Raw genomic sequence first — 26969 nt, 5'->3', positions numbered from 1 at the left:
CTCCCGGCTATTTTATTTAAGCGTAAATTGCATACCTTCCTGGAACTTTTTCGCGAAAGCCAAGAAGATAATAATGATTGGCATGGTCAATAAAACAGAGGCCGCATACATGGGGCCTGGATAGCCGCCGTAGGGACCAAACATTTGTGATAACAAGACGTTCAGCGTTAACATATTGTCGCTTTTCGTGACAATCATGTCCCATAACAGCTCTGTCCATCTTTCCATAAATAAGAATAAGAAAATAACCGTTGTAATCGATTTGGACATTGGCAGCACAATTTTAAACATAATCTGCAGGTTGCTGGCCCCATCCAGTTTCGCGGCCTCGATAAAGGTTTCCGGAATGGCCTTGAAAAAGTTTGTATACATGAAGATGGCCCATAAGCTAAGCGCTTTTGGCAAAATCATTCCCCAGTAAGAGTCGTACATCCCTACCTTTTGAATAACCAGGAAAGTTGGGATCAGTAAAATAATCGCCGGGAAGAACATTTGAAACAGAATAATGTTATTAATCGTATTTCTTCCTTTAAAAGGGATTTTTGCTAAGGCATAAGCAACCATTACAGCCGTTACCATCATCAAAAATGTCGATCCGGCAGATACAATAAAGCTGTTGAAAAATGCATGAATCCATGGCCTTGGGATGACCGCTTCTCCACCACCCAAGAGCCATTGATAAGACTTGAGAGTGTAATGAGTGGGAATTAACTTTCTGTCCACTTGATCCCAATCCGCAAAGGAATTCAATACCATATAGATATAAGGAAAGATCATAACGAGTAAAAAGACCACCGCTATTAGGTAACGAAACCATAAACCTTTTTTCTTAGTCCCAGCCATTTCGTTTCCCCCATAGTTCTAATAGTTTTCGAATGACATAAATAGAAATAAATGTGACAACTGAAGCAATAATGGCAATGGCTGATGCATAGCCAGCTTGAAGATTCGTGAAGGCTCGGCTGAAAATCTCCATTTGCCATGTATTCGTGGCAAAGTTCGGTCCCCCGCCGGTTAACTGGTACACTTCAGTAAAAATACCGAATGTAACACCAATCGCTAAAATTAAAACGGTATATAACGCCGGATAAAGCAGAGGAAAGGTAATTTTCCAAAACCGCTGCCAAGCATTGACCCCATCAATCATCGCCGCTTCATATACCTCTTTATTGATGCTTTCAAAGCCGGACGTTAGGATTAAGGCATAATATCCGGTAAATTTCCAAGCGATAATCAAGGCGACTACGAACAGGGCGGCAAATGGCGACCCCAGCCAGTCAATATCCAATCCAAAGGCCTTCCGCAAAAATTCATTTACAGGGCTGTTGTAAGATAAGATCCCTTTAACGATTAAAGACGAGACAACACCCGATGCTAAATAAGGCAAGAAGAAGCCAATTAAAAATATCCCTTTAAATCTTGGCAGACCTTGAACAATTAATGCGACAATAATCGATAAAGCAATCACCAAAGGTACGAATACAGCCATAAATTTAAAGGCTACAAAAAAGGCGGCCTGTACCCCAGGGCTTTTAAACGCCTCAAGATAGTTCTGAATTCCGACAAAACTAAAGGTCGGTGAAATTAAGTTCCAATTCGTCGCCGACAAAAAGAGCGACCAAACGAGCGGAATCAAGAAAAAAACGACCGCATATAAAAGATAAGGACTGGCAAAAAGCCAGCCCAACCGTCCTTCCTTTGTTCTCATTATTTGAGAGCCCCCTCAATTGCCTTTTGCATATCCTGCCAGGCTGTTTTCGGATCTTTCTCTCCCTTTACAACCGGATTGAATGCCTGTTGACCAATAATCGTTTGCAGGTCATTGTATTTTGCGTTATCCATTGGCGGAATTGCATTTGGTACAGCTGCAGCATATGGTTGTAACGCTGGATTCTTGTCAAAGAACGCTTTAAAAGAATCATTAGTTGTTAAATCATCACGCGCAGGCGGTAAGCTTGTTTTTTCAAGCCATTTCACATCATTTTCAGGTTTTGAATAAACCCATTTAATAAATTTCATTGCTGCTTCTTGTTGTGCTTTGGTTGCAGAAGCATAAATGACCAGACCTTTTGTATCAGCAAATGTCTTAACATTCGTCGTATCCACACCATCTGGGACTGGAGGCAATGATAATGTATAGGTTTCGTTATATTTCATTTTCGGGAATTTATCTTTCCAATAAGCAATCGTCCATGGACCAATATCCGAGAAAATTCCTAAAGCATTTTCAAATGGATCCTTCGCTTGTTTCGTTAATAGCGCCTTATTCTTTTGCAGGTCAGCCATTAATGTCAGCACTTGTTCACCGGCTTTTTGATCCCCGGTAAACTTTGTACCTTCGATAAATTTATTCCCATTTGAAGCGGCATCATATAGCATAAAGAAGTCGAACCATCTTTTCCAAGCAGTTGGGTCAGCAAGGTCCGCTTTTGCCCAGACATATTTATCAGGATATTTTTGTTTTAATTTTTTCGCTACATCCAACATTTCGCTATAAGTTTTTGGCGCTTCGTTATAGCCAAGTTCTTTTAGAACATCAATTCTCCAGCCAAACAACATAGCGTTTGAATAGATTGGCAATACATATTGATGGCTATCGGCAAATTGCCAACCCTTCATGGTATTTTCCATATTGCGTTCTTTTTTCACTTCATCCCAGCCAGCTAAAGTATCAAGCGGAACAAGCGCTTTACTTTCAGCTAATTGAGCAGCAAATCCACGGTTAATATTCTCAGACATTGTTGGAGCGCTGCCGCCGGCAATTGCAGATTGAATACTAGCTTCCGAAGTTGGACTTTCTTTCATTGGGCTTACATTAACTTTGATTTTTGGGTTTTCTTTGGTAAACTGTTGCGCTACTTCCTTCCAATATACTTGCTGTGTTGGGTTTGGAGCTGCCCAAAACTCAATCGTTGTTACTCCATCCTTTGAACTTTCTCCTTTGCTTTGATCCTTCCCGGAACAAGCGGCCAGTCCGGATACAGCAAGTGAAGCCGCTAATAGGACTGATGCAACCTTTTTAACTTTCATTCTTCTTCCCTCCAGTTATTATTATGACCATCCATGATAAACCTAATTAGTAAAAGCAAATCTACTAAAATAATATGGTAACGCTATCAAAAATGAGTAAAATAGAAAGGTAATGATCGAATGATGTTTGTCAAGACCCCTCTTTTCTTATTTCTTTCTTTTTAAAATTACAAATTAAATTACTTATTTCGTTTGTAACTATTTTTGTAACCTTACAATGTAATTATTACACCTTGATAATATAATGTCAAATAAAATATTGGGGCAAATTATGACAAAACGATGAAATAGGACTATTAAAAAGGTAATTCTACTATTGCTAAATATATTTTGTAACGTTACAATATAATTACAAACTAAATTCGTAATCATGCTTATCTATTGATTATTTAGAGGAGATCGTTTAAATATGGACAGAAAAATTACCATGCAGGATATCGCAGACAGGCTCAACATTTCAAAAAATTCTGTTTCTCAGGCGTTATCCGGAAAACCGGGTGTCAGCGAGGAAACAAGGCGGCTGGTCCAACTAACGGCCGATGAGTTAGGTTATGATTATACCAAATCACGAAAGGCAAAGCCGGCTGAACAAAACGCACCTAAAAACATTGCCCTAATTGCCTCAGATTATGCTTTCTCATTTAAAAGCTTTTTTGGAGAAATTTATTTAAGCGTTGAAAAAGAAGTAAGAGAGCGCGGAATGAACTTATTTATCGAATCAATTGATCGCGAGGCGAAAGAAAGCTTAACCCTGCCTGCTCTGCTTTCTACCCATAATATAGATGGTATCCTGATTCTATCTCATATAAGCACAGATTATATTTTAAAAATCCTCGAAACAGGGATCCCGGCCGTTTTAATCGACCATCACGAACCATGGCTGCAGGCTGATTCGATCTTGACCAATAATCGCTTTGGGGCATTTACAGCCGTCGAACACCTAATAAAACTGGGCCATCGTGATATTGCCTATATTGGAGATGTAGAGTTTTCACCAAGCTATCAAGAAAGGTTAGAAGGATACCTGCTCGCTCTAAATAAATACGGCATTACTCCGAACGAAGATTTTATGTTTAAAACAGCACATGAAGATCAGGATGAATTAACTGATTTTTTTGAAGGGTTGGAAAGAAAGCCAACAGCATGGTTTTGCGTCAACGACGGACATGGATTCCTGATCCTGTCACTTCTGCAGCAAAAAGGCTTTAAAGTTCCCGACGATGTTTCCATCTGCAGCTTTGACAACGGACAATTATCACAAATATCGACCCCCAAAATCACCACTGTAGATATAGACCTGAAATACTTTGGCAAAAAAGCGGTTGAACAGCTGTGCTGGAGAATCGAAAACCGTGATGATCCCATCCATGAAATATTGCTGCCAACTAAGTTGCTCATCAGGGAATCCACCGCTGAACGAAAAAATTAAAGAAAGGACGGTTTCCCAGCTCCTGTTCATAACAGGAAGTATGGAAACCGTCTTTTTGCTATCCGCTGGTATCGAGCAATTCAAAGTCTTTTTATCTTGGAATTGAATTTTCTTTGATCCAATCCCATTTCGTTATCTCTTTATAATTAAAGCGTTCAATTTCGAAAACTTTGTTAAGACTTTCGTGCCCCCATTGTTCTCCCGAAAATAAAGATTTACAATTTGTTCAGTAGTTCACAATTTTTTAAAAAATACCTATAAGGATCGTGATCAATGTGGACAAAAAATATGAACCCCTGTTTGAGCCATTTACAATTGGCAAGGTCCAGATTAAAAACAAGTTCTTTATGGCGCCGATGGGAACTTTGTCGGAAGTAGATGAAAATGGCGCCTACACAAACCGGAGCATCCAATACCATGTGGAGCGAGCGAAGGGCGGAGTCGGCCTGATTATTACCGGGGCCCACTTTGTCGAAAATGATGTCGAGCAGCATACCGGCGTCCTCTTTCCATGCCCTACGAAATCACCGGAATTCTATGAAAAACGGGCCCGTGAATTGACGGACCGTGTCCATACCTATGATACAAAAATTTTCATGCAAATCACTGCCGGCCTCGGGCGCTCAGCCTTACCGACTGCTGTTCATGGCGGCTTTGTGGCACCGTCACCAACAACTAACCGTTGGATCCCGAATGCCGAATGCCGTGAAATCACAACCGAAGAAGTCGAACATATTATCCAAAAAATGATTGAATCGGCTGTAATCGCCAAAAATTCAGGATTTGATGGCGTCGAAGTTCATGCCGTCCATGAAGGTTATCTCCTGGATTGCTTTACAATGGCCTTATTTAATCAGCGCACGGATAAATATGGCGGCAATCTCGAAGGCCGTCTCCGTTTTGCGACCGAAATCGTCAAAGGCATTAAAGCCGCATGCGGCGAAGATTTCCCAGTCGTTCTTCGCTTTAGTATAAAAAGCTACATAAAAGAACTCCGCCAAGGCGGTCTGCCAGGTGAAGACTTCAAGGAGTTGGGCCGCGATATTGACGAAGCATTGGAAGCTGCAAAAATTTTACAAGAAGCCGGTTATGATGCCTTTGATGCCGATGCTGGTTCCTACGATTCCTGGTACTGGGCCCACCCACCAATGTACTTTGAAAAAGGAGTCTACCTGCACCTAAGTGAAAAGTTAAAAGAAGTAGCCAACATCCCAGTGATGGTCGCCGGCAGGATGGATGATCCGGATATGGCGGTTGAAGCCTTAAATTCTGGAAAAATTGATGCCGTTGGCTTAGGACGTCCTCTATTGGCAGATCCGGCCTACGTAAATAAAGTAAAATCCGGAGAACTGCATGACATCCGTCCATGTCTGGGCTGCCATGATGGCTGCTTTGGCCGTTTATTGGAAGGCGGAATCGGCTCATGTGCCGTCAATCCGGAATGCGGACGTGAAATCTTCACCGGTATCGAGCCGGCCAAAGAGCAGAAAAATGTGGTCGTTGTCGGCGGCGGTCCTGCCGGGATGGAAGCAGCCCGTGTCAGCGCCATCCGTGGACATCAAGTTTCCTTATTTGAAGCAAAAGATCGCTTGGGCGGCGAGCTCGTTCCAGGAGGCATGCCCGATTTCAAAAAGGACGACCGTGAACTCATCAAGTGGTATGAATACGAGTTGAAGAAATTAGGGGTCGATGTCCACCTCAATACGAAAGCTGGTAAAGCAATAATCGAAGTGTTACAACCAGATTATCTATTTTTAGCGGAAGGTTCCCAGCCAATCAAATTGAATCTGCCTGGTATTGAAAGTAATTATGTTTATTATGCTCAAGATGTGTTGCTCGATCCAAACAAGGTAGACGAGACCTGCGTGGTTGTCGGCGGCGGTTTAGTCGGCTGCGAGCTGGCGCTGGATCTGGCACAAAAAGGGAAAAAGGTAACGATTGTCGAAGCGATGAATGATATACTGACGTCTGGCATTCCGCTACCGCCAATGAATGACTTCATGCTGCGTGACTTATTAGCTTTCAATAACGTGGAGATTGTCACCAATGCCAAATTGGCTGAAGTGACCGCTGCCGGGGCGAAAGTCGTAGTGGACGGCGAAGAAAAGGAACTCGCGGCAGACCAAGTGATCATCTCGGTCGGCTATAAATCCACCAGCCCTTTATACGATGAACTGAAGAACGAATATACAAATGTTTATCGTTTAGGCGACAGCAAAAAAGTCCGTAATATCCGCGCAGCTATTTGGGAAGCTTACGAAGTAGCTCGTTCTGTATAATCAGACGCCCTAAAAAGGAGCAAAGGTTTAGTAAAAGCGCAACAGGGGCTGTTCACGTGGTGCCTGACACCATGGCTTTTGAACAGCCTCTTTTTTTATCCTCTTAAAAAGTCCAAAATAGTACAGACATGAGCACTTTTCGGAGGTTTTTCCACAATAAAGTGTTCATTGGACCATCCCATGAGCACTTCACTGAGGCCTTTTCCCAAAAAACTGTTCATTGAACAGCACCATGAGCACTTTTCGGGGGTTTTTCCACAATAAAGTGTTCATTGGACCATCCCATGAGCACTTCACTTGGACCTTTCCCCAAAAAACTGTTCATTGAACAGCACCATGAGCACTTTTCGGGGGTTTTTCCACAATAAAGTGTTCATTGGACCATCCCATGAGCAATTCACTGAGGCCTTTTCCCAAAAAACTGTTCATTGGACCATCCCATGAGCACTTCACTTGGACCTTTCCCCAAAAAACTGTTCATTGAACAGCACCATGAGCACTTTTCGGGGGTTTTTCCACAATAAAGTGTTCATTGTACCATCCCATGAGCAATTCACTGAAGCCTTTCCCCAAAAAACTGTTCATTGAACAGCACCATGAGCACTTTTCGGGGGTTTTTCCACAATAAAGTGTTCATTGACCATCCCATGAGCACACTTCACTGAGGCCTTTCCCAAAAAACTGTTCATTGGACTATCCCATGAACACTTTAATTTTAACTTAGCAGCGGTGCTCTGCTTACTTCCCGCGAAGGACTACGCGGCGGATTTTCCCTGATTCGGTTTTGGGAAGTGCGTCCATGTATTCAATCTGCCGCGGGTATTTATAGGGAGCTGTTAAATTTTTCACAAATGACTGCAGCTCTTTTGTTAACTCAGGTGTGCCAGAAATTCCATCTTTCAAGACAACGCAGGCTTTGACGATATTGCCGCGAATTGGGTCGGGCGCAGCCACAACGGCGCATTCTTTAATGGATTTATGTTTCATTAATGCATCTTCGACTTCAACAGGTCCAATCGTATAGCCGGAGCTGATGATGACATCGTCTTTGCGGCCTTGGTACCAGAAATAGTTTTCTCCATCTTTATAGGCACGGTCCCCGGTTAGAAAATAATCACCGCAATGAGCAGCAGCCGTTGCTTCGGGATTTTTATAGTAGTGTTTAAATAGCGCTGGGAAGTCACTGCGAATCGCGATCGTTCCAACCTGCTTGAGCGGCGCTGGCTGGCCATTTTCATCAACGATTTCAACAAATTCCGGCAGCAGCGGCTGACCCATCGATCCCAGCTTCGACTCGTCCTTATTTACATTAGCTATTAATAACGTGCTTTCCGTCTGACCGTAACCATCACGAATGAGGATCCCGCATTCCTTTTTAAAAATATCGATGACTTCCCGATTCAGCGCCTCACCTGCGGATACCGCCGTGTGCAGCTTCGAAAGATCAAAAGTTCCAAGATCATCATATTTGGCCATCATTCGATATTCTGTTGGTGTGCAACAGAGGACATTGATTTTTTGATCCTGCAGCAGCTGCAAAAATTTATGCGGCTGGAAACGGCCATGATAGACAAAGCCGGTGGCCCCAGAACCCAAAATTGATAAAAACGGACTCCAGACCCATTTTTGCCAGCCGGGCGCAGCGGTTGCCCAGACAAGATCATTCTCCCCGATATTCAGCCAATACTGCGCGGCAATGCGGATATGGGCATAGCCCCAGCCATGGGTGTGAATAACCCCTTTTGGCTGACCCGTTGTTCCTGAGGTATAGGCTAGAAACGCGGAATCCTCCCGCAACGTATCTGCATCAGGAAAAGTTTCTGGTTGTCCGTCTGTCAGTTCTGCCATGGAAAGCCAGTTTGGAACCTCTCCGCCAAAGGCAATCTGATATTTCAGAAACGGCGTCTCCTCCTGGATTTTTTCAAATTCCTTCACAAAAGGAGCATAGCAAATTACCGCTTTTGCCTCTGAATGATTGAGGCGGTAGACTAAATCCTTGGCCCGCAGCAATTCGGAAGCAGGGCTGATCACAAGTCCGGCCTTTAGGCTGGCAAGATAGATCACATACGTCTCAATCAGGCGGGTCGTCATCACAATCAACTTGTCACCCTTTTTCAACCCGAGTGAGGTAAAACCATTGGCCAGCTGATTCGCCCGCCGATTCAAAGCATCATACGTAATTGTCCGGGATTCCCCCGATTCATCCTCCCATCTTAAAGCCACTTTGTCCGAAGTATGTTTGGTAATTTCACTGGCGACATTAAAGTGTTCCGGTGCGATTAATGAATCCAAATTCACTAGTGTCAATCCCCATTCATGTAAAATTTTTAAAGACTTAATACACAGACTGCTAATTACTTATACTCTACTTTTATCACCTACTAATAATATCAGCTTTTAAAAATTTTTTAAAGTTTCACCTCCCGGCAATATTTGACTCCAATAATGTAGGAATTTTTTTCCATCCGATGGAAATAGTTTAATGGTGTTGCAACGAAATATATCAGTAACTAGATGTATTGGTTCAAATAGCGTAAACTATTTGAAAAGGGAAAATAAACTTTATGGTTCAATGTAATGCAGCCTTTCTTATACAACGGCAGCAAAAATTAATGAAAGTGATTTAAAATTTGTAAAGGAGACCAGAGGTATGACAGAATTTTGGGAATCAAGTTTTATCGAAAATCAAATGATGTGGGGATTTGAACCTTCAGACTCTGCCATCTTGACAAAGGACTTTTTCCTGGAAAAGAAAGTGAAGAATATCTTGATTCCTGGTATTGGTTATGGTAGAAATGCGAAGGTTTTTATTGACAACGGAATAAATGTAACAGGTATTGAGATTTCAAAAACAGCAATTGCATTAGCAAGGCAAAATGGGCTTGATATTAGTATTTTTCATGGTTCAGTCACCGATATGCCCTTTGATCACAAGCTTTATGATGGGATCTTTTGTTATGCACTTATTCACTTATTGAATAAACATCAGAGAGAGAAGTTTATTAAAGATTGCTATCATCAGTTAAAGCCCAACGGATATATGATTTTTACGACTATTTCAAAAGAAGCCCCCATGTTTGGAAAGGGCACACAACTGGGGAAAGATTATTTCGAGACACCGGCTGGGGTAAAAATGTTTTTTTATGACTCTGATTCAATCAAACAAGAATTTGGAAACTATGGGCTGATAGAGATTTCAGAAATTGTAGAGCCACATAAGAATATGGAAAATAAACCTCCATTTAAATTTTTAATGATAAAATGTCAAAAAGAACGATCATTATAATGGCCTAGGCCGGTCCCGCCCTTTTCCGAAATGTCCCTTGACAATTTTCTCCATTCAGCCTATTCTATAGGTGAATTAGATATTTCCTGATAAAGGAGTATGTTGTATGTTAGGTGTTGTTCTTAACTAATCCAATCAATTGGATAGATTCATTCCCGGTCAGCCTTTTCGTTTTTTTGAGGAGCGAAGAAGGCTTATTTGGCTATGGTTGGGAATAAGGTTAAGAACAATGGCACGACATCGGCATACTTTTTATTTTCCAATGCTGCTGTGTACATTTTTGTAGACAGTTTTTATTTTGGATTCATTGGAAGAAGTATGGGGATACCATGGGCGGCGCTGCTGCCCGTGTATGTAAGCCGCAATGACATTGTTCATTGCGGCTATTTTATTTTTCGGGAGGAAACCAAAATGAACCAGAACACATTTGAGACATTGGAATTCAAACAAATTAAAGACGCCATTGCCTATTTTGCCTTAACAAAAGAAGGTAAGAAGAAAATCGCCGACCTTGCACCTTCATTTAATAAAAGAAATATTGAAGCCCTGCTGGATGAGGTTTCGGAGGCAGTTGAAATTTTGAAAAAGAGCTCGAGTGTGCCGGTCCATGGGCTCGATGGCATGGAGCAGCTGCTTGGAAATTTGAATAAAGGCGCGCCGTTAAGGACTGATCAGTTCATGAAGCTTTATGACTTTTTGGATTGCTGCGGCAAGATGCGCCGGTTTATGAAGGATAAGTCGTTTATTGCGCCGCGGGTCTCTCTCTACATTGATGCGATCGAGGAATTGCCGGAGCTGGAAGCTGAAATCAGCCGCTGCATCCGCAATGGCCGGGTCGATGATTATGCCAGCAAGGAGCTTCTAAAAATCAGAAAGCAAATAGCGATACAAGAAGAGCGGCTTAAGGAAAAAACAATGCAGCTGGTCCGCTCCAACAAGTATAAGGCCTACTTGCAAGAAAATGTCGTCAGCCAGCGGAATGGCCGCTATGTCATTCCGATAAAAAAGGAATACCGCAACAAAATCAAAGGCACCGTACTGGATACGTCCGCCTCGGGGGCAACGCTGTTTATTGAGCCGGAAGAAATCGCGGTTTTCACGGATCAATTAACCTGGCTTATCGCCGATGAAGAGGTTGAAGTAGAAAAGGTACTGAGCTATTTAACCGGATTAGTGGAAGCCAAAGAGCCGCAGCTCCGCCTCGCAATGGAAACCATGATTCATTATGATTTTTTGTTTGCCAAGGCTAAGTATTCCCGTTCGATTGACGGTTCCACCGTTAGGATCAATGAATCCGGTACGATTGAATTGATTGCGGCAAGGCATCCCCTTTTAGGCGATAAAGCCGTTCCCTTAACAGTTAAGCTGAACGGCGAGCAGCGAGCTTTGGTGATTACCGGGCCGAATACCGGAGGGAAAACGGTGACAATCAAGACGGTCGGACTGTTAACATTAATGGTGCAATGCGGTCTTCATATCCCAGCTTCAGCGGAAAGCAGCTTAAGCCTCTTCGAACGAATCTTGGTTGATATTGGCGACGGGCAAAGCATTGCCGATAATTTAAGCACGTTTAGTTCAAGAATCGTCAATATCATCGAGATTTTAAAAGAAACGAACAGCCGGACGTTGGTGCTGCTGGATGAACTCGGCTCAGGAACGGATCCCGGTGAAGGAATGGGACTCGCAACCGCTATTTTGGAGATGCTTTTTGAAAAAGGAGCTGTGATCTTTGCGACGACACACTACAGTGAGATTAAGGAATTCGCCGAAACACATGAGGGCTTTTTAAACGGATCGATGGAGTTTGATTTAACCACTTTGAGCCCGACCTACAGGTTAATCATTGGCCGCGGCGGCGAGAGTCAGGCGTTCGCAATTGCGCTTAAGCTCGGCATGCACCCGAAAATCATCGAAAGAGCTCATGCCATCACCTATAAAGAAGTGAAGCAGTATCAAGCGGAAGCGACGGAAGCCTGGAAACGCCGGGACATGGAGAAACAGGTAATCGTAAACAAGTACAAAGACAGGCAAAAGCCAGCGGTCGAGCCTGAGAAGAAAGTGCCGCATTATCGTCAAGGGGATAACGTAAAAATTTCACCCTCAAACGAGTTCGGTATTGTCTACACCGGCCCCGACCCACAGGGGAATTATGTTGTTCAGGTGAAAGGAGAAAAGCTGTTGATCAACCACAAACGGTTAAGTCTCTATATCGCCGCTTCCGAGCTATACCCAAACGACTATAACTTCGACATCATTTTTAAAACAAAAGAATATCGCAAAAAGAGCAAAGTCCTTTCCAAACGGCATGATGAGAACATCATAATCGAGTATGAGGAATGAAGCTTGGAGAGTGGTTCCTGAAAAAGGAAAATTGATGAAATCTGATCGTTTTGTGAAGTTACTTTTTGAAAAAGTGTAGATATTGTCACAATTTGGGTAGGTAAGTGTAGATTTCTATTATGAAGATTAGAATGTTGCCTGTAAAAGCACCGATTAATTTATTTAGACGGCTCTTGTGTCCACGCATCCTTAGTTCTAATTAAAAAAGGCTTCATTAAATAGTATTGTTGATATTTAGCTTAATAAAGGACATCCATTAAAGATGTCCTTTTAACTACTCTCTAATACTGGCAAAGCAGCCTTGTTATCAAGGTAACCTTTTACAACGGTTTTTTCATTTAGTTTGCAGTTATCCTCCTCTTTAAATAACACGATTTTAATAATTGACTAGAGAGTAAAGAATTAGAAGTATTCGGCCGTTTCACAATGATTTTATACTATAAAAATATTGTTAAGAATTCTTTGTGAAGCTTGTCTTCACAACATTGCATCTGTCCTTGCCTCTGATAGAATTTAAATGTGTAGAATGTTTACATAAAAAATAGCCTGAATAATTAAGCAATTGATTAAAGCTATTCCATCATGCTCAATTATTCACAAGAAAACAGGAGGGAACCAGATGAAACTATTAGAAAAAGGCTACATTGGAAAGATGGAATTAAGAAACCGCGTTTTTATGGCGCCAATGGGAACAGCCACCGAGCCTGATGGTGCTTTTTCAGACCGTGCCATTCGCTATTATGAAGAACGAGCCAAAGGCGGAACAGGTTTAATCATCACCGGTGCAAACCAAGTCACTCTTGAATATGAAGCAAAAGCATGTAACGTGCTAGATACTCCTCGCTCTTTTGAACAACTCAGCTTCCTGGCCGAACGGATTCACAACAACGGCGCCAAACTATGCGTGCAAATCACGCCTGGACTAGGAAGAATGCAGTTGCCAACACGGGGTGGTACTCCTTTCTCCGCAAGTGAAAATCAGTGCTTCTGGTTCCCTGATGTAACCTGTAAGGCCTATTCAGTTGAGCAAATTCAGGGCATTGTCCAAAAAATGGGCCAAGGCGCAGCCAAGGCAAAGGCAGCTGGCGCAGATGCCGTCGAACTTCATGCCTATGGCGGATACCTAATCGATCAATTCCAATCAACCATGTGGAATAAGCGTACCGATGAATATGGCGGTGATTTACAAGGCAGAATGAGATTTACCCTTGAAATCATTGCTGAGATCAGAAAAAACTGTGGGCCAAACTTCCCGATTTTAGTAAAATTCACACCTTACCATGGTGTCGAAGGAGGCCGTGAGCTTCCTGAAGGTATTGCGATGGCAAAAATGCTTGAAGCAGCCGGGGTAGACGCCCTTCACATTGACGTAGGCTGCTATGAAGCATGGTACAAAGCCATCAATACGGTTTACCAAGAAGCACCAACCCAAATTGATATCGCTGGTGAAGTGAGAAAACATGTCAACGTCCCTGTCATGTCCCAAGGTAAGCTGGGAAATCCAGGCTTGGCTGAGAAGTGCCTCCAAGGGGGAAAAGCCGATTTCATTGGCTTAGGCCACCAATCTTTAGCCGATCCTCAATGGGTTAACAAAGTAAAACGGAATGAAACCTATGACATTGTCCCATGTATTGGCTGCAACGAATGTCTCTTTGCCGGGTTTTCAGGGAAATTCATTCACTGCTCTGTCAATCCACTTTGCTTTAGTGAAGATTATTATCAGGTAACACCGGCAAAGGAAAGAAAACGTGTGCTTGTTATTGGTGCAGGACCAGGCGGTATGGAAGCCGCCATTGTGGCAGCTGAAAGAGGACTCGACGTCGAACTGTGGGAAAAAACCAATACATTGGGCGGAACATTGTTAGCCGCTGGCGGACCTTCATTTAAAAAAGACGTTGCTAACTATGTAGAATATATAACCGGCAAATTGTACCGCAGCAATGTGAAAGTTAAATTAATGAAAGAAGCAACCGCTGACGAAGTGCTGGCAGGCTATTTCGATAAAGTCATTCTTGGGACAGGCTCTCGCGCTTTAATCCCGCCGATCAATGGCATTGACGAAACGGATAAGGTTGTCTTAGCGAATGATGTCTTGACCAATAAAAAGTCATTTGGAAAAAATGTCGTGGTCATCGGCGGCGGCTTAGTTGGCTGTGAAGTAGCAGCCCATTGTGCTGAAAAAGCAGAAAATGTCACGATCATTGAAATGCTGGATAACATCTTGGTGACTGCTCAACATTGTTTAAATAACGATCAAGCCCTTAGACAGCTTTTAAAAGATAGAGGAGTTTCCACTATTGCAAATGCAAAGGTAACCAATCTATCCAATGAAGCAATTGAGTACATCAAAGATGGTGAGCAAAAATCTCTAACGGCTGATACCTATGTGATTGCTTCGGGCTTTGTTGCCAATGATGAGTTATATGATCAATTAAACGGCAAAGTAGATGTTGACAAAATTGGTGATGCAGTTCGTCCAGATAAAATTCTAACCGCTGTACACCAAGGTTTCCACATCGCTCGCAGCATCTAATAACAGAATCAGGCAGGGTCAATTTTCTAGTCCGTCCTAGACAGAAAGTTGGACCTTTCTGTTTCCATGATCTTCTCCCCCTTCCTTAAAAAATATAGAAAAAAGAATCCAACCTCCCTCAGAATGCTCAGCTGCAATCCGAATTAAAAAAATGGAAAACGTAATTGACAGCCTGTCCATCCTAACAGGTCCAACTGCAAGTAAAAAAAACAGGCTTCTTTGATATAATTCGAGTGGTTCTAACACGGTGTTGCAACCAATTAATGCAAATCTTTATTTCATGTATAATAAGATATGGTGTTTGATGATGAAAAAAAGAACAATAACGAGAAATAACAGAATAAATCAGGTCATTTATTCCATATTACCGGTAGACAAGACTATTTTATCATCAGTGCTTAATTGAATTTACTTTTGGCCCGACTCAATGAACACTTTTTTGGGGAAAAGCCATACAGAAGTGTTCATGGAGCGGTTCAATGAACACTTTCTTAGGGAAGAGCTCCAGCTATGTGCTCATAGCCACTTCCTATGGACACTTTCCTGGGGAAAAGCCTCTGCTATGTGCTCATGGTGCTATCCAATGAACACTTTCTTAGGGAAGAGCCTTAGCAAAGTGTCCATGGCACGATTCAACGAACACTTTATTGCGGAAGAACCCCAGCGAAGTCCTCATTACACCCTTCTATCAACACTTTTTTGCAGGAAAATCCCCAGTGAACCGCTCATGGCCCGGTCAACACATTAAATTATTTTATAAACCATCTGGGTAATCAAAAAGCACATAATGGTGATTAATAATGACCTCGCTAGTTTCAATGGGACCTTAGGGACAACAAACAGGCCTATTTGGGAACCGATAATGGAGCCGAAAGCCATTGCGATGGCGTAGGGCCATTGAAGGAATCCAGTTTGATAAAAAATGATAAAGGCGCCCGTGCAGCTGCCAAAAATTAAAACTCTTGTAAGTTGAACAGCTTTTAAATAAGTTTGTTGATTTTTCATGTAATACAAAATACTAAATGTGGACGAGCCGGGGCCGAATCCCCCATCATAAGCCGCGATAGAAAAGAGAATCAAAGATGTCCATCTATTTTTAGCAGCTTCATTTTGACCACCTTGAGCCGCCTTAATCCATCCTTTATTTTTAATGGTAACCACTAAGGCCAAAAAAAGGAGAATAAATGCAATTGTATTCATTGTTTTTTCAGCGAGACGTGTCGTAATTAAAGCCCCTCCAACCCCTCCTAAAAATGCTACAAATAAGTTTTGTATGATTGTCTTAATCCTTAACTGCTTCATGTGGATCAGATAGAATATACTTGAAAAAGCAGCAATTCCCGAGGAAAATTTATTGGTCGCAATGCTCGTTTGAATGGAAATGCCCGTTAACATCATCGCCGGAATTGTAATCAGCCCGGCACCACCAGCTAATGTCCCGACAAAAGAAGAAACGATTCCGATAAAAAATAGGATCATAAGCTGATGGTTTAAGGGTGAAGTACTTGTGATGAACAGTGCTATGCCCAGTAAAAGAAATAAAATTACTTGTTTTTTCATCATGTTCTCCTTTTTAATCGTCTATTGATAAGAAAAGAATATATAATAATTATTGATAATTCTAATATATGTTTTTAGCAAATTCATAAATTATTTTTATGAAAGGATGGCGATTATGAATCTTCATGCGTTGCGCATTTTTATGAAAGTGGCTGAATTAAAAAGTGTGACGAAAGCGGCCGAAGCCCTTTCAATCAGCCAGCCTGCAGTAACCGTTCAAATCAGAAATTTGGAAAAGGAAACCGGACTAAAACTAATAGAAACAGAAGGTAGAGGGATTAAGCTTACTAAAGAAGGAGAGTTTTTGGTTGGACATGCGGAAGGCCTATTTGACATAGAAAAGGATATTGAAAATAAGCTTCTACAGCTAAAGAATGGCGAAATGCAAGAACTGCGAATAGCCTCTACCTATTTACCAGCCAATTTTTTATTACCTGTCTGGCTGGCAAAATTCAAAATGGATTACTCCTCAGTTAAAGTCAACCTGTATAGCGGCAATTCCCATCAAGTATTAGAAAACCTACTTCACTACAAGTCTGATATTGCTTTCGTCGTGAAGGAGGAGTGGAATCATCCTGATATTCACCTTGATCACTTAATGGATATTGATTATTGGTTTATTGTGCCCCATGGTCATAAATACGATGGTCATGAAGTTTCATTAGGAGAATTGATGAAGGAACCGTTTTTATTGAGAGAAAAAGGTAGTTCTACGCGGGAAATCTTATTTTTATTATGCAAAATTCAGAGTGTCCCTATCCCCCATATTGGCTTGCAATATCACGGTCTCAACGAATCCATTCGTTCGGTCGTTGCCGGATATGGTACTATGCTGGCTCCATCACTAGCAGTCAAGGACTATTTGAATCGGGGGGAAATAGGGAGAGTGATTGTTAAAGGAATTGAAGTAAGACGGCCTGTCTATCTTTGCAGCCGTAAAAGAGATAAGGAATTTACCGTAAATGTACTTAGATTTATTGATTATGTGAAAAGTAGTCTTGAAGTACAAACTGCCATTTCGGGTCAATTTATTTAGTTTGAACGGTTTCAAGCCGATTTTTCCAAAAAGAATGCGGCTAATTGGTTATGTCAATGACAAGGGGGCCGTCTAGTAACAATAATCGGCCTTAACTGGACGACTTAAAGGTCAAAGCAAAATGAACTGTTTTAATAGGCGGCCTGTCACTCCCCTATAGTAGCCGGTGGTGACAGGTACTTTTTACCTACAAGTATATTGACGTCTTAGTGTCCGCCTGAATAAAATCAATGATGTCTCCGCTAAATACGATATTTCCTCCTTGTTCACCGCCATTAGGACCAAGTTCTACGATGTAATCTGCTTGTCTAATGACATCAAGATTATGTTCAACAAATCAGATGGAGTCTTCTTGCCGAAAAGCATAAACAATTGAGATGCAGTTTAATACCGTTAATATTTCCGCTTGTACTTTGCCTAATATTCTCCTTTAATGACAAAAAACGATCCCCGAATCGTTCCGGCTAGTTTTGACTTCTGCCTGGCAAACTTAAACTTCCCTTCCAACTCCCTTGGTACCTCCATCCCCTCAGAAAGCTTGAAGCCAACGGCCCGCTTCTTAGGGTTGTCCACCGTATACATGACGTTGACCGAGAGACCATCCTCATAAAAGACGTAGGTCCATTTGATATTTTCCACTTGAAAACGCGACGTTTCTAGAGGTTTGGCGGCAAATTCAATCTCCCGTTCTTCCTTCAAAATTCGGTTCACATAATCAAGGATCTCGCCGGACTCGCTCGCTGGTACAACCGTAAATTCATGCTTGTATTTGTTCATAAAGTAACGGGCTTCATTAGCCCGTAAACCAGCAAGCGCTTCTGCCACAGGTGAAGACTCTAAACCAACCGTAGAGACATTTTTAAAATCAACGATATAGGACAATTCCATTCCTCCTCCTTTTATCTCTTTATTTCAAACAACAAGAAGCCACATTTCTGCAAAAACTAATCCGTTTTCGTTCGGGTACAATCTAATATAATATATGATCAAAAAAAAGAAAACTCATACTTTAGGATCTTCCCTTAGTGTAAATCGTTTGATGGTTTGGAACCTAATGAGTAAACGATTGATATTTTCTTTCAACCATTGAAAAATATATAAAAGCAAGGATAGAACTGTAAAAACATACATTAATTGAATTTTTTTCATTCGTACCAAAGACACTATTCCAAATTTTGTTAAGTAAGGCACTACAATATATGTAAAAAATGAATCAAAAAGAAAATTCAACATCATAAATCGGAAAAATTTCCCGTAAGTCCATTTTAATATCCACAGCGAACCAACTAAGAACGGCCCTAACATAAAAGGAAAGACCCCCGATAATTTTGGGTGGATGGTTTCATACCACCACCACCATTTTCGCTTTTTAGCGATTATATTAACAATTCTCACCAGTAAAGAGATGAATACCCCTGAAGGCAAAAAACGTTTAAAAGGCCGTTCACCGAACAATGGAATGGTGAACCAAGGAAGTATCATTATCAATAGCAACAAAGGCTTGGAATACTTCATGATTTTCATAACCCCCTTCTTTTCAATCCACTAGGTATATTATTTCCAATAAAATTCAGGATATATCTTTTCAATACTGAAAATATAAAGGATAGATCTTTATATACGTATCCTTCCCGTTTAGGAGATTATTCCTGCGACCAAGGTGAACCTCTTCTAAATATTTGCATTAAAAATAAAAGCCGTCGATATGTGTTGTCGACGACCTTTTTCGTTTATTTATTAATTAGCCAATCAACAAATTTCGCAGATCGGCTTTCAAATCTTCCATTAATTGTTCGAGGGTGAGTTCTGTCTCGTTTCTTCCTTTATCATATGCCTTTTTCACAATTTCGGAAAAAGCAGCAATATCCGGGTTTTTTTTCGAATCCTCCTTCTCCAATACGAATCCTCCTAAACTATTATAATTACACATATTACAATAAAGTTGTAAATTTGTAAATCTATTTCCAGCTAAAAATGTTGAATCTCTTCGAAACATGACAAACTGCGCTCAAACCTTTCTTTTTCAAGGCTTTTCAAGGGCAAAATACCACCGCAATTCCACAAAATTTCCCGGAAAATAACACCTTTTTTTTATTTCTCCCCAAAATACTATCAAACTATGGTAAAATGAGAGAAAAATAGGGGAAATAGAGGTGATTTGTCTAGTGAAGAAAACGATCGTTCGGACATTGTCCACAGCCGCATTGTTTTCCATCATTTACGCGGGGACGGCACACGCTGATACATACAAAGTTAAAAAAGGCGATACGTTATCGGAAATTGCCAGCAAATATAAAACGAGTGTCGCTCAACTGAAAAAACTGAACGGCTTAAAGTCAGATCTCATCCACATTAACCAAACCCTCCAAGTTTCCACTACTGCCAAAAATACTAAAGCATCCACACCAACTACCTACAAAGTGGTCAAAGGGGATGCCCTTATCAAAATTGCCAACCGATTCCATGTTACCGTTGGCGAACTCAAGCAGTGGAACAAGCTGGACAGCTCGATTATTTATGTTGGCCAGGTGTTGAAGGTTTCGGATGGGTCTACAGCGACGCTGAAGACGTCAGCTGCTAAGTCAAAGACAACAACCGCGGCGAAACCGGCTGCCTCCGTGTCGACAACTACTTATACCGTTAAAAGCGGCGATTATTTAGAAAAAATTGCTAAAAAATACAACACGACCGTGAACCATTTAAAATCACTCAATAAACTTAAGTCCGACCTAATCCGTGTCGGGCAGAAGCTGAAAGTTCCGGCCAAAGTGGTCAAGGAACAGGCTCAAAGTACAAAGAAGCCGGCCGCAGCCAAACCAGCGGCAACAAAACCGGCCACTGCAAACGGTGGTCAAACGACAGCTACGACTACTTATATTGTTAAAAGTGGCGACTTCCTTGGCAAAATTGCCAACCAGTTTGACACAACTATCGGGAACTTGAAATCATTGAATAAACTCACATCCGATATAATCTATGTCGGACAAAAGTTGAAGGTGCCTAGTCAAGTCTACGCATCCAAACCGGAGAACACCGCCCCAGCCAAACCGGCGGTATCGGATACAGGTTATGATGCTAACTTTGCTGCTAAGCTTGTTTCGGTTGCCAAAAGCTTAATGGGCGTTCCTTACGTCTGGGGCGGCACTACGCTTGACGGTTTCGACTGCAGCGGGTTCATTTATTATGTGACCAACAAAGCCGGTATTTCCATCGGCCGTACTTCCGCCGCAGGATACTACAGCCGCAGCTACTATGTTGACCAGCCAAAATCCGGAGATCTTGTCTTCTTTGAAAATACCTATAAAAAAGGCATTTCCCATGTGGGCATCTATCTCGGCAGTAATTTATTTATCCACGCCAATGACGGTTCAAAAATCAATGGTGTGCAAATTTCTAGTTTAACAGACAGCTATTTCAAGCAACATTTTGATGGATTCAAAAGGTTTTATTAAAGCTGTAAAAAAATCCAGTCCTGTTTTTGATGTCAGGACTGGATTTCTATTTTATTGAGAGATTTCAACTTTTTGATGGTTTTTGAACTTTCTTGACCCTCTTTGGGATCTCTCCAAAGGGTTTGGGATAATTGCAACTGAAAAGTCAGCACGGACTGCTGACTTTTGCTTAGCTATATTTAATTGAATGAAATGGATAGTTTTCGTCGACAAGATTCACTCTTTTGAGCAGGTCAATTTTTTCAAGTAAGGTTTCGGTTGGTAAGTCGGCAGCAATTCCATGGTTTTCATCAAACAATATCGCTCTTTTTGAAAGTTCTTGAACTAAATCAAGATTATGCGTTGAGGTAATTACGGTCTTCCCCGCTTGATTTAAAGAGGCCAGAAAATCAACCAGCCATCTTTGCGTTCTCGGATCTAATCCGTTCATGGGTTCATCCAGGACGAGAACTTCCGGATTTAATGCCAGCACACAGGCAATGGCCACTTTGCGTTTCTCGCCGCCGGACAAATGATAAGGCTGTCTGTGCTTAAAGCTTTGAATCCCCAGTAAATCAAGACAATCGTTTACTCTTTGGGCCACTTCGCTCTCATTCATCCCCATTTGTCTGGGGCCAAAGGCGATCTCATCATAGACATCAGGGCAAAACAGCTGTGTATCAGAATTTTGAAACACGAAACCGATTTTTTGGTGAAACTTCTTGGAAAATATGGGATCCTTCAGTTTTTTTGGCGTAATCTCCTGATGATTGAATCGGTAAACACCCTGATTGGGAGACAACAGCCCATTCAACAATTTCAGCAGCGTTGATTTACCGGTGCCGTTTGCGCCCAATAAGGCGACAGCTTCTCCCTTCTCAATATGGAGATTGATATTTTTCAATGCTATCGTACCTTCGTATGAATAGGAAACCTCTTTTAAATCGATCATGTGTTATATCCTTCCCCAATATAAAAACGCTGTGATGATGGCGACGGTTTTCAAAATGTAAAGCAAGTCCGCCATCGACCATTTCCATTTATTGTGAACGGTGTATTCACCGGTGAATCCTCTACATTCCATAGCAGTATACATGTCCTCGGCCATTTCCTTTGACTTGATAAACATCGTTCCCGAAATTCCGGCCATCGAGGCATATTTGTTGTTATTTCTGCCTACTGACCGCAGCTTTAAAGAATAAAGCATATTCAAGGAAAAATCCCCGAGCATCGAAATATATTTGATCGTGATATCCAGGACGAGAATAAAAATATTCGGGACGCCAAACCTTCTCAAGGCACTTGTAATTGAATGCCATCTGGTGGAATGAGAAAGTATATTTACCGCTATTAATGTTGAAAGCACCTTCAAAGTAATCATCATGCTCGTATAGCTGTTCCCTAAAACGACATTTGGCAACAGAATCATGAATGTAAAAATGGCCATCGCCAAGCTCACACTAAGAATTTTTACAATTTCTTTTCCTTCCATAAGGCTCAGAACGACCAGTAGGTATACATCGACAACCAAGATAAATGTATAACTAGTTGATAGTGACAGAAGGATCACAAGTAAAAAAGTAAATGCCACCTTAAGAGCTGCATTTACCTGAAATTTATCCATTTGATAGCCACTTTGGGACTTTAGCTTCGACAGAATCCTCAGGATCGACAGGATGCTTTTGTTGATAAACTGATCCTTGTCTGGTGAAGGACTGTACGGTTCATTTTTTACTAACCAGTCAGGCATGTCCTTGATGCTCCTTATGATTTAGGAATCTCTCTTGAATTTTTTTTATGAAAGCTGCTAATGATTTTAAAAATAATCATCATGATGGCAACTCCGGCAACGGCTGATAAGAGATATCCTGCTATTTCCGGCAGTCCTGTCACCGAGTAATCGGGCAAGATGGCGTTAAAACTGAAGCCATTCTTCATTCCCGCAGGAGTAAAGCCCAATTGCTTGCCACCAGAAACGACATGTTTAATTTCGGCCGCTCCCCATTCTCCCCAGGCGGTGCCCGAAGCAAGCAGACCGAGTGGTGTCAGACAAATGAGAGTAACCAGCAATCCATAGATTGGGTGAATTTTATGTTTTGTCCCTTCAAAGATGGTGTCCGGCGAGACTTTTTTTATAAAGCTGTAGATAGCAACGGTAAAAAGGGCTTCGACCACACCCGCAACTAAAAGGTGGGGAATCATCATCGCCGGGATCGATACCGATAATGGATAAGGGCTGTACAGCGGCAGTCCTTCTGCATTTGTGAAAAGGAGCGGCTGGATGCCAAACTCGATCGCTGTCGCCAGTGCCGCCATGTTCAGGCCGACATATGATCCCACGATGATTCCTAGGTATTCACCCTTTGCTGTTTTAGCACGATCTTTGATAAATTTATAGATAAAATAGCCAAGGAAAGGAGCAATAAAAGCCATATTAAAGCTATTTGCCGCAAACGACAGGATGCCCCCATCGCCGAACAGTAAGGCTTGAATAAATAGCGTTACGGTTATAGCAATACAGGCGGCATATGGGCCTAACAGGATGGCTAATAACGTTCCTCCGATGGCATGGCCGGTTGTTCCACCGGGAAGAGGAATATTGAACATCATAAGTAGAAAGGAAAACGCCGCCCCAATACCAATCATCGGTAATTTAGCCTTTGTTGCTTCCGTTTTCACTTTACTTACGGCAACTGTCCATACTGGGAGCATTGCCGCCCCCATCACCATACAAGTAGATGGACTGAGATAATTGTCTGGAATATGCATAGTTTCTCCTCCCTGCCAAATGGATGTAACGGGCATTGTCAGCCGAGTCCTTTAAATTCCTGTTGGAATGGTGAATCTTAGTCCATTATATCAAGTAACACAAATTTATAAATCCGTAACACGAAGGAAAGTATGACAATCAAATGAACTTTTTGTCTATTTCACTGACGGGTGCTACGGTACTTCTTGAACACGAACGCACGAGAGCATTGGTTCTTTTTGACCTCGACCAGCCCTGACCCGGGGTGGCTTTAGTCTATTTCATTTACGGGTGCTACGGTAAATTTACCGTACTGTACTCCTTTCATCGATACCAGTTGATCACTCAGCGTTTGCAGTGTGCCGGCTTTTCCTTTGACAATGATTAATTCTAAACAACTGTGTTTATCTAAATGAAAGTGGGTTGTTGCCAATATTTCATGATGATAATCATGTTGAATCTCTGTCATCTGTTCTAATAACCCTTTATGACCGTGGTCATAAAACAATAAAATGGAACCTGCAACATATTGCTCCGGGTCTTTCCAATCTTCTGCCAATAGGGCATCCCTAACCAAATCTCTGACAGCCTCCGACCGATTGGAGTAACCTTTATTTGCAATTAACTGGTCAAACTCCGTTAATAGTTTCTTATCCATGGACACGCCAAAACGAGTGAGGGTAGAATCCTTCATTTTCTTCAACTCCTAAAATCCTGATTGTTCTCTTGCAACAACTATAAGATAAAAAACATGATGAAACAATTAGGAATAACTTTGTATCATCCTTCACCGAAACATCAGCTACAATCGTGTAAAAACATTTTTGGCGTTTTCCATTCGTTTTTGACTTGTTTCATAATGTATAAGGGAGGTGAAACAAATAGGTTGATTAAAAGAGTTGGCGGGTAAACTTTGAAAATTGACGGGTAAAAGATCAAAACCAATGGGTATTGATCAAAATTGACAGGGAAAGTTCTAATTTTAACGGGTATTGATCAAAATTACGGGTAATGTTCTAATTTTATCGGTTAAAAGATTAAAACCGGCGGGTAAAGTTCCAATTTTGACGGGCAAATCCAGAAAAATGACGGGTAAACAGTAAATCCTGCTTATGAAAGACACTTTCACTTGGTTCCGCCGCCGCTCCCTCCACTAGTCCGGCGGGCCCCACCGTTTCCATCAACGGTCACAGACTCAGGCGTGCTTCGCTGTGTTCATTTTTCCAAAGGGGGTTGGGGTTCCTCATTGGTCTGGGTTTTGGGTATAATATAAAAATATGGAGTTTTCGGTGAAAGGTCGTGTAGGGATGGAGTTTGTTCAGGAGCTTGCAGATGAGTTGCGGGAGTTGTTGAATCCGAATGCGCCAGAGGATGCGCGGCTGGTGCAGAAGGGTTTGATGTTGTACCGGCAGGGGATGGTATCGCAGCTGCAGGTGGCGGAGTCGGGTATACAGGCGACGGTGCAGGATGTGGCGGCGGTGAAAGTGCTCCTAGATCCGCAGTTTTTGGGACTGAGTGAGTGTTCATGTCCGGCCGATGAACTGTGTCGGCATCAGCTGGCGGTGTTTTTTGCTGCGTATGCACAGGTCGGCAGTGTCGGCGATTGGGTGACGGAGTGGCGCGAGCCTATACGCGAGAAGAAATCGGTTGTCGCCTGGGGACTGCAGAAAGCGAAGGATTTGGTGAAGGCGAACGGGCTGCTGAAGCCGGATTATGGGCGCTGGGTGGATTCGTTTGAGAAGAGCTTTGATGCGCTTTTGGCGACGAAGAAGTACACGAACCCGTTTGTTGTGCCAGAGTTGTTTGGAATTTATCGGCGACGGCTGCAGGCGAGTGCGCCATTAGAGGCGGAGTGGCGGCTGCTGTATGAGCTGGTGGCGACGGTGGTGTCGTTTCGCAAACTAGCGGTGCTTAGTGAGCAGATGGGGCATGGTGAGGATGCGGTGCATCGTTCTTATGGCCATTTGTTTGAGTCGTTGGTCGAGGAAGCTGAGGATTTGATTGAAAAAATCGGGATGCAGACGCTGCCGTTTGATTTTGATGAGTTTATAGTTGGCTTGAAGGATGAGGTGTTTGCGCTGCTGGCGGTGGTGCCGGGCTTGGTGCACCATCGGGTTGAGCTGTACCGGGAGCTGTGGAGCGGGCTGTTTCGCAAGACGGCTTGGCGGGAGGCGGAGCTTGAACGGGTGCTGGCGCGGCTGCGGACGGTTACGGACGAGGAGAACCCACTGCCGTTGGTGCTGGCCGGGATTCATTTGAATGTGCTGCTCGGCGAGGATGAGAAGGCGCTTAAGTCACTTGATTGGATTGAGGATGAAGTGGCTGTCCCCTATATGGTGTATTGGATTGAGTATTTGTCGGGTTTGAAGGTGTGGAAGCGGGCTGGCCGGTATATTGATTTGTTTTTGCATAAATTGAAGGGGTACCTGGATTCGGAAGTGTTTGTTGGCGGCTTTCAAGGCCGGGCCGGGGTTGTGCGGACGGTGCTGCGGGTGATTTCGCCATATGTGTCGGAGAACGGCCGGATGGATGTGTATGAGCGAGCGATGCAGTGCAGTTTGCCTTATAGTTATGCGGAGTATGAGTATTTTTTGTTTGAGCGCAGGATGTATGAGCGCTGGGGTGAACTGCAGGCGCTGGTTGGGATGGAGTATCAGGATTTACCGCGGGATCGCGTGAAGGTTATCGAGAAGGAGCAGCCGGAGGTGCTATTGGGGATGCTGCATCAATCGGCCCAGCAGGAGATTGATCAGAAAAACCGGGCAAGCTACCGGATGGCGGTGCGGCATTTGAAAAAATTGCGGACGCTGTATAAAAAGCTGAAGCGGGTTGACGATTGGGAGTATTTTCTCGAAGGGCTGCTGGAGCGGACGAAGCGACTGCGGGCATTTCATGAGGAGTGTGCGCGCGGGAAGTTGATTAGTTAATTGGTTGGGTTATTGTATCCGGGTAACAAGCTACGCAGATCATCAGGCGCGGTGTTACTTGAGGATGGGGCGTGCATACTTGCGCATGGGGTGCGTTTATTTGCGGATCCGCATCCCAATTGGCATTTTGCACTCTCCAACTGGCGGATTGCAACCCCCAATTGGCGTTTCGCACCCTCCAATTGGCGATTAGCAACCTCTAATTGGCGTTTCTCCTCGTTAATTGGTGTTTCTCAACCTCCAACTGGCGTTTCACACTCCCCAATTGACGCCAAGCATCTCGCCATTTTGCGGAGTGCCCCCTCTTTCTAATCACACATCATGGGGATACCGTAAAACCTTCTGCCTTCCCCCTCCCCTTACCGCTAT

The 26969-nt window shown here is 42.6% G+C and carries 21 protein-coding genes; 8 read left to right on the top strand and 13 right to left on the bottom strand.

The genetic code is table 11. From position 1 onward, the window contains the following. Nucleotides 1–12: 12 nt before the first annotated feature. The 3 genes from RCG24_RS18225 to RCG24_RS18215 are packed head-to-tail and all read right to left on the bottom strand — an operon-like array spanning nt 13 to nt 3030. Nucleotides 13–843: a carbohydrate ABC transporter permease gene (locus RCG24_RS18225; RefSeq protein WP_308077664.1), complete on the bottom strand. Its 831-nt coding sequence runs from the start codon at nt 841–843 to the stop codon at nt 13–15. Further along, nucleotides 830–1708, bottom strand: coding sequence for a carbohydrate ABC transporter permease (locus RCG24_RS18220; protein ID WP_202655991.1), 879 nt, complete (start codon nt 1706–1708; stop codon nt 830–832). The genes RCG24_RS18225 and RCG24_RS18220 overlap by 14 nt, the downstream gene beginning before the upstream one ends. Then, the gene (locus RCG24_RS18215) at nt 1708–3030 is read right to left on the bottom strand and encodes an extracellular solute-binding protein (RefSeq protein ID WP_308077663.1); all 1323 of its coding nucleotides are present in this window, start codon (nt 3028–3030) and stop codon (nt 1708–1710) included. Before RCG24_RS18215 ends, RCG24_RS18220 begins: the two co-directional genes overlap by 1 nt. Nucleotides 3031–3439: 409 nt before the next feature. Here RCG24_RS18215 and RCG24_RS18210 point away from each other — a divergent pair, with 409 nt between their 5' ends. Further along, nucleotides 3440–4459, top strand: coding sequence for a LacI family DNA-binding transcriptional regulator (locus RCG24_RS18210; RefSeq protein ID WP_202655993.1), 1020 nt, complete (start codon nt 3440–3442; stop codon nt 4457–4459). 275 nt (nt 4460–4734) lie between these two features. Beyond that, a complete protein-coding gene (locus tag RCG24_RS18205) occupies nt 4735–6738 on the top strand; it encodes an oxidoreductase (RefSeq protein ID WP_308077662.1) in 2004 nt (667 codons plus the stop codon). Nucleotides 6739–7476: 738 nt separating this feature from the next. Here RCG24_RS18205 and RCG24_RS18200 read toward each other — a convergent pair. Next, a complete protein-coding gene (locus RCG24_RS18200) occupies nt 7477–9036 on the bottom strand; it encodes an acetate--CoA ligase (RefSeq protein WP_308077661.1) in 1560 nt (519 codons plus the stop codon). A gap of 352 nt (nt 9037–9388) precedes the next feature. Here RCG24_RS18200 and RCG24_RS18195 point away from each other — a divergent pair, with 352 nt between their 5' ends. The 3 genes from RCG24_RS18195 (at nt 9389) to RCG24_RS18185 (ending at nt 14897) form a co-directional block, all read left to right on the top strand. After that, complete coding sequence (locus RCG24_RS18195) at nt 9389–10024, top strand: class I SAM-dependent methyltransferase (protein ID WP_202653077.1); 636 nt, start codon at nt 9389–9391, stop codon at nt 10022–10024. Between the two features lie 204 nt (nt 10025–10228). Then, the gene (locus tag RCG24_RS18190; RefSeq protein WP_308077660.1) at nt 10229–12364 is read left to right on the top strand and encodes an endonuclease MutS2; all 2136 of its coding nucleotides are present in this window, start codon (nt 10229–10231) and stop codon (nt 12362–12364) included. Nucleotides 12365–12983: 619 nt separating this feature from the next. Continuing rightward, nucleotides 12984–14897, top strand: coding sequence for an oxidoreductase (locus RCG24_RS18185; RefSeq protein ID WP_308077659.1), 1914 nt, complete (start codon nt 12984–12986; stop codon nt 14895–14897). 744 nt (nt 14898–15641) lie between these two features. On the opposite strand, the gene RCG24_RS18180 is transcribed toward RCG24_RS18185, so the two are convergent. After that, nucleotides 15642–16376, bottom strand: a complete 735-nt coding sequence (locus RCG24_RS18180; protein WP_308079209.1) for a sulfite exporter TauE/SafE family protein — start codon at nt 16374–16376, stop codon at nt 15642–15644. A gap of 187 nt (nt 16377–16563) precedes the next feature. Between RCG24_RS18180 and RCG24_RS18175 the strand changes: the two genes are divergently transcribed. Next, the gene (locus RCG24_RS18175; RefSeq protein WP_308077658.1) at nt 16564–17493 is read left to right on the top strand and encodes a LysR family transcriptional regulator; all 930 of its coding nucleotides are present in this window, start codon (nt 16564–16566) and stop codon (nt 17491–17493) included. 417 nt (nt 17494–17910) lie between these two features. Here the strand turns inward: RCG24_RS18175 and RCG24_RS18170 are convergent, their stop codons facing one another. From RCG24_RS18170 to RCG24_RS18160, 3 genes are all read right to left on the bottom strand, one after another. Beyond that, nucleotides 17911–18375, bottom strand: coding sequence for a DUF8821 family protein (locus RCG24_RS18170; RefSeq protein ID WP_308077657.1), 465 nt, complete (start codon nt 18373–18375; stop codon nt 17911–17913). Nucleotides 18376–18495: 120 nt separating this feature from the next. Then, nucleotides 18496–19008: a hypothetical protein gene (locus RCG24_RS18165; protein WP_308077656.1), complete on the bottom strand. Its 513-nt coding sequence runs from the start codon at nt 19006–19008 to the stop codon at nt 18496–18498. A 226-nt stretch (nt 19009–19234) separates the two neighbouring features. Further along, nucleotides 19235–19390 carry a YwzD family small protein gene (locus tag RCG24_RS18160; protein ID WP_308077655.1) on the bottom strand — a complete coding sequence of 52 codons (156 nt, stop codon included), beginning with the start codon at nt 19388–19390 and terminating at the stop codon, nt 19235–19237. 268 nt (nt 19391–19658) lie between these two features. Here RCG24_RS18160 and RCG24_RS18155 point away from each other — a divergent pair, with 268 nt between their 5' ends. Next, a complete protein-coding gene (locus tag RCG24_RS18155; protein WP_308077654.1) occupies nt 19659–20945 on the top strand; it encodes a C40 family peptidase in 1287 nt (428 codons plus the stop codon). A gap of 169 nt (nt 20946–21114) precedes the next feature. On the opposite strand, the gene RCG24_RS18150 is transcribed toward RCG24_RS18155, so the two are convergent. The 5 genes from RCG24_RS18150 to RCG24_RS18130 form a co-directional block, all read right to left on the bottom strand. After that, entirely contained in the window at nt 21115–21876 is a 762-nt protein-coding gene (locus RCG24_RS18150) for an energy-coupling factor ABC transporter ATP-binding protein (protein ID WP_308077653.1), read from the bottom strand. Between the two features lie 3 nt (nt 21877–21879). Next, nucleotides 21880–22674 carry an energy-coupling factor transporter transmembrane component T family protein gene (locus tag RCG24_RS18145; RefSeq protein WP_308077652.1) on the bottom strand — a complete coding sequence of 265 codons (795 nt, stop codon included), beginning with the start codon at nt 22672–22674 and terminating at the stop codon, nt 21880–21882. Nucleotides 22675–22688: 14 nt separating this feature from the next. Continuing rightward, on the bottom strand, nt 22689–23693 hold the full coding sequence (gene cbiM / locus RCG24_RS18140) for a cobalt transporter CbiM (RefSeq protein WP_308077651.1): 1005 nt from the start codon (nt 23691–23693) through the stop codon (nt 22689–22691). Nucleotides 23694–23944: 251 nt separating this feature from the next. After that, nucleotides 23945–24367: a nickel-responsive transcriptional regulator NikR gene (gene nikR, locus RCG24_RS18135; RefSeq protein ID WP_202653041.1), complete on the bottom strand. Its 423-nt coding sequence runs from the start codon at nt 24365–24367 to the stop codon at nt 23945–23947. 343 nt (nt 24368–24710) lie between these two features. Next, nucleotides 24711–24857, bottom strand: coding sequence for a hypothetical protein (locus RCG24_RS18130; protein ID WP_308077650.1), 147 nt, complete (start codon nt 24855–24857; stop codon nt 24711–24713). A 123-nt stretch (nt 24858–24980) separates the two neighbouring features. Here RCG24_RS18130 and RCG24_RS18125 point away from each other — a divergent pair, with 123 nt between their 5' ends. Then, nucleotides 24981–26600 carry an SWIM zinc finger family protein gene (locus RCG24_RS18125; protein ID WP_308077649.1) on the top strand — a complete coding sequence of 540 codons (1620 nt, stop codon included), beginning with the start codon at nt 24981–24983 and terminating at the stop codon, nt 26598–26600. Nucleotides 26601–26969 lie beyond the last annotated feature (369 nt).

Origin of the sequence: Neobacillus sp. OS1-32, from assembly GCF_030915425.1 — a bacterium.
In the GTDB taxonomy this organism is placed as follows: domain Bacteria; phylum Bacillota; class Bacilli; order Bacillales; family Cytobacillaceae; genus Neobacillus; species Neobacillus paridis.
The sequence above is the reverse complement of the archived record's forward strand: the minus strand, read 5'-3'. Positions and strand labels throughout refer to the sequence as shown.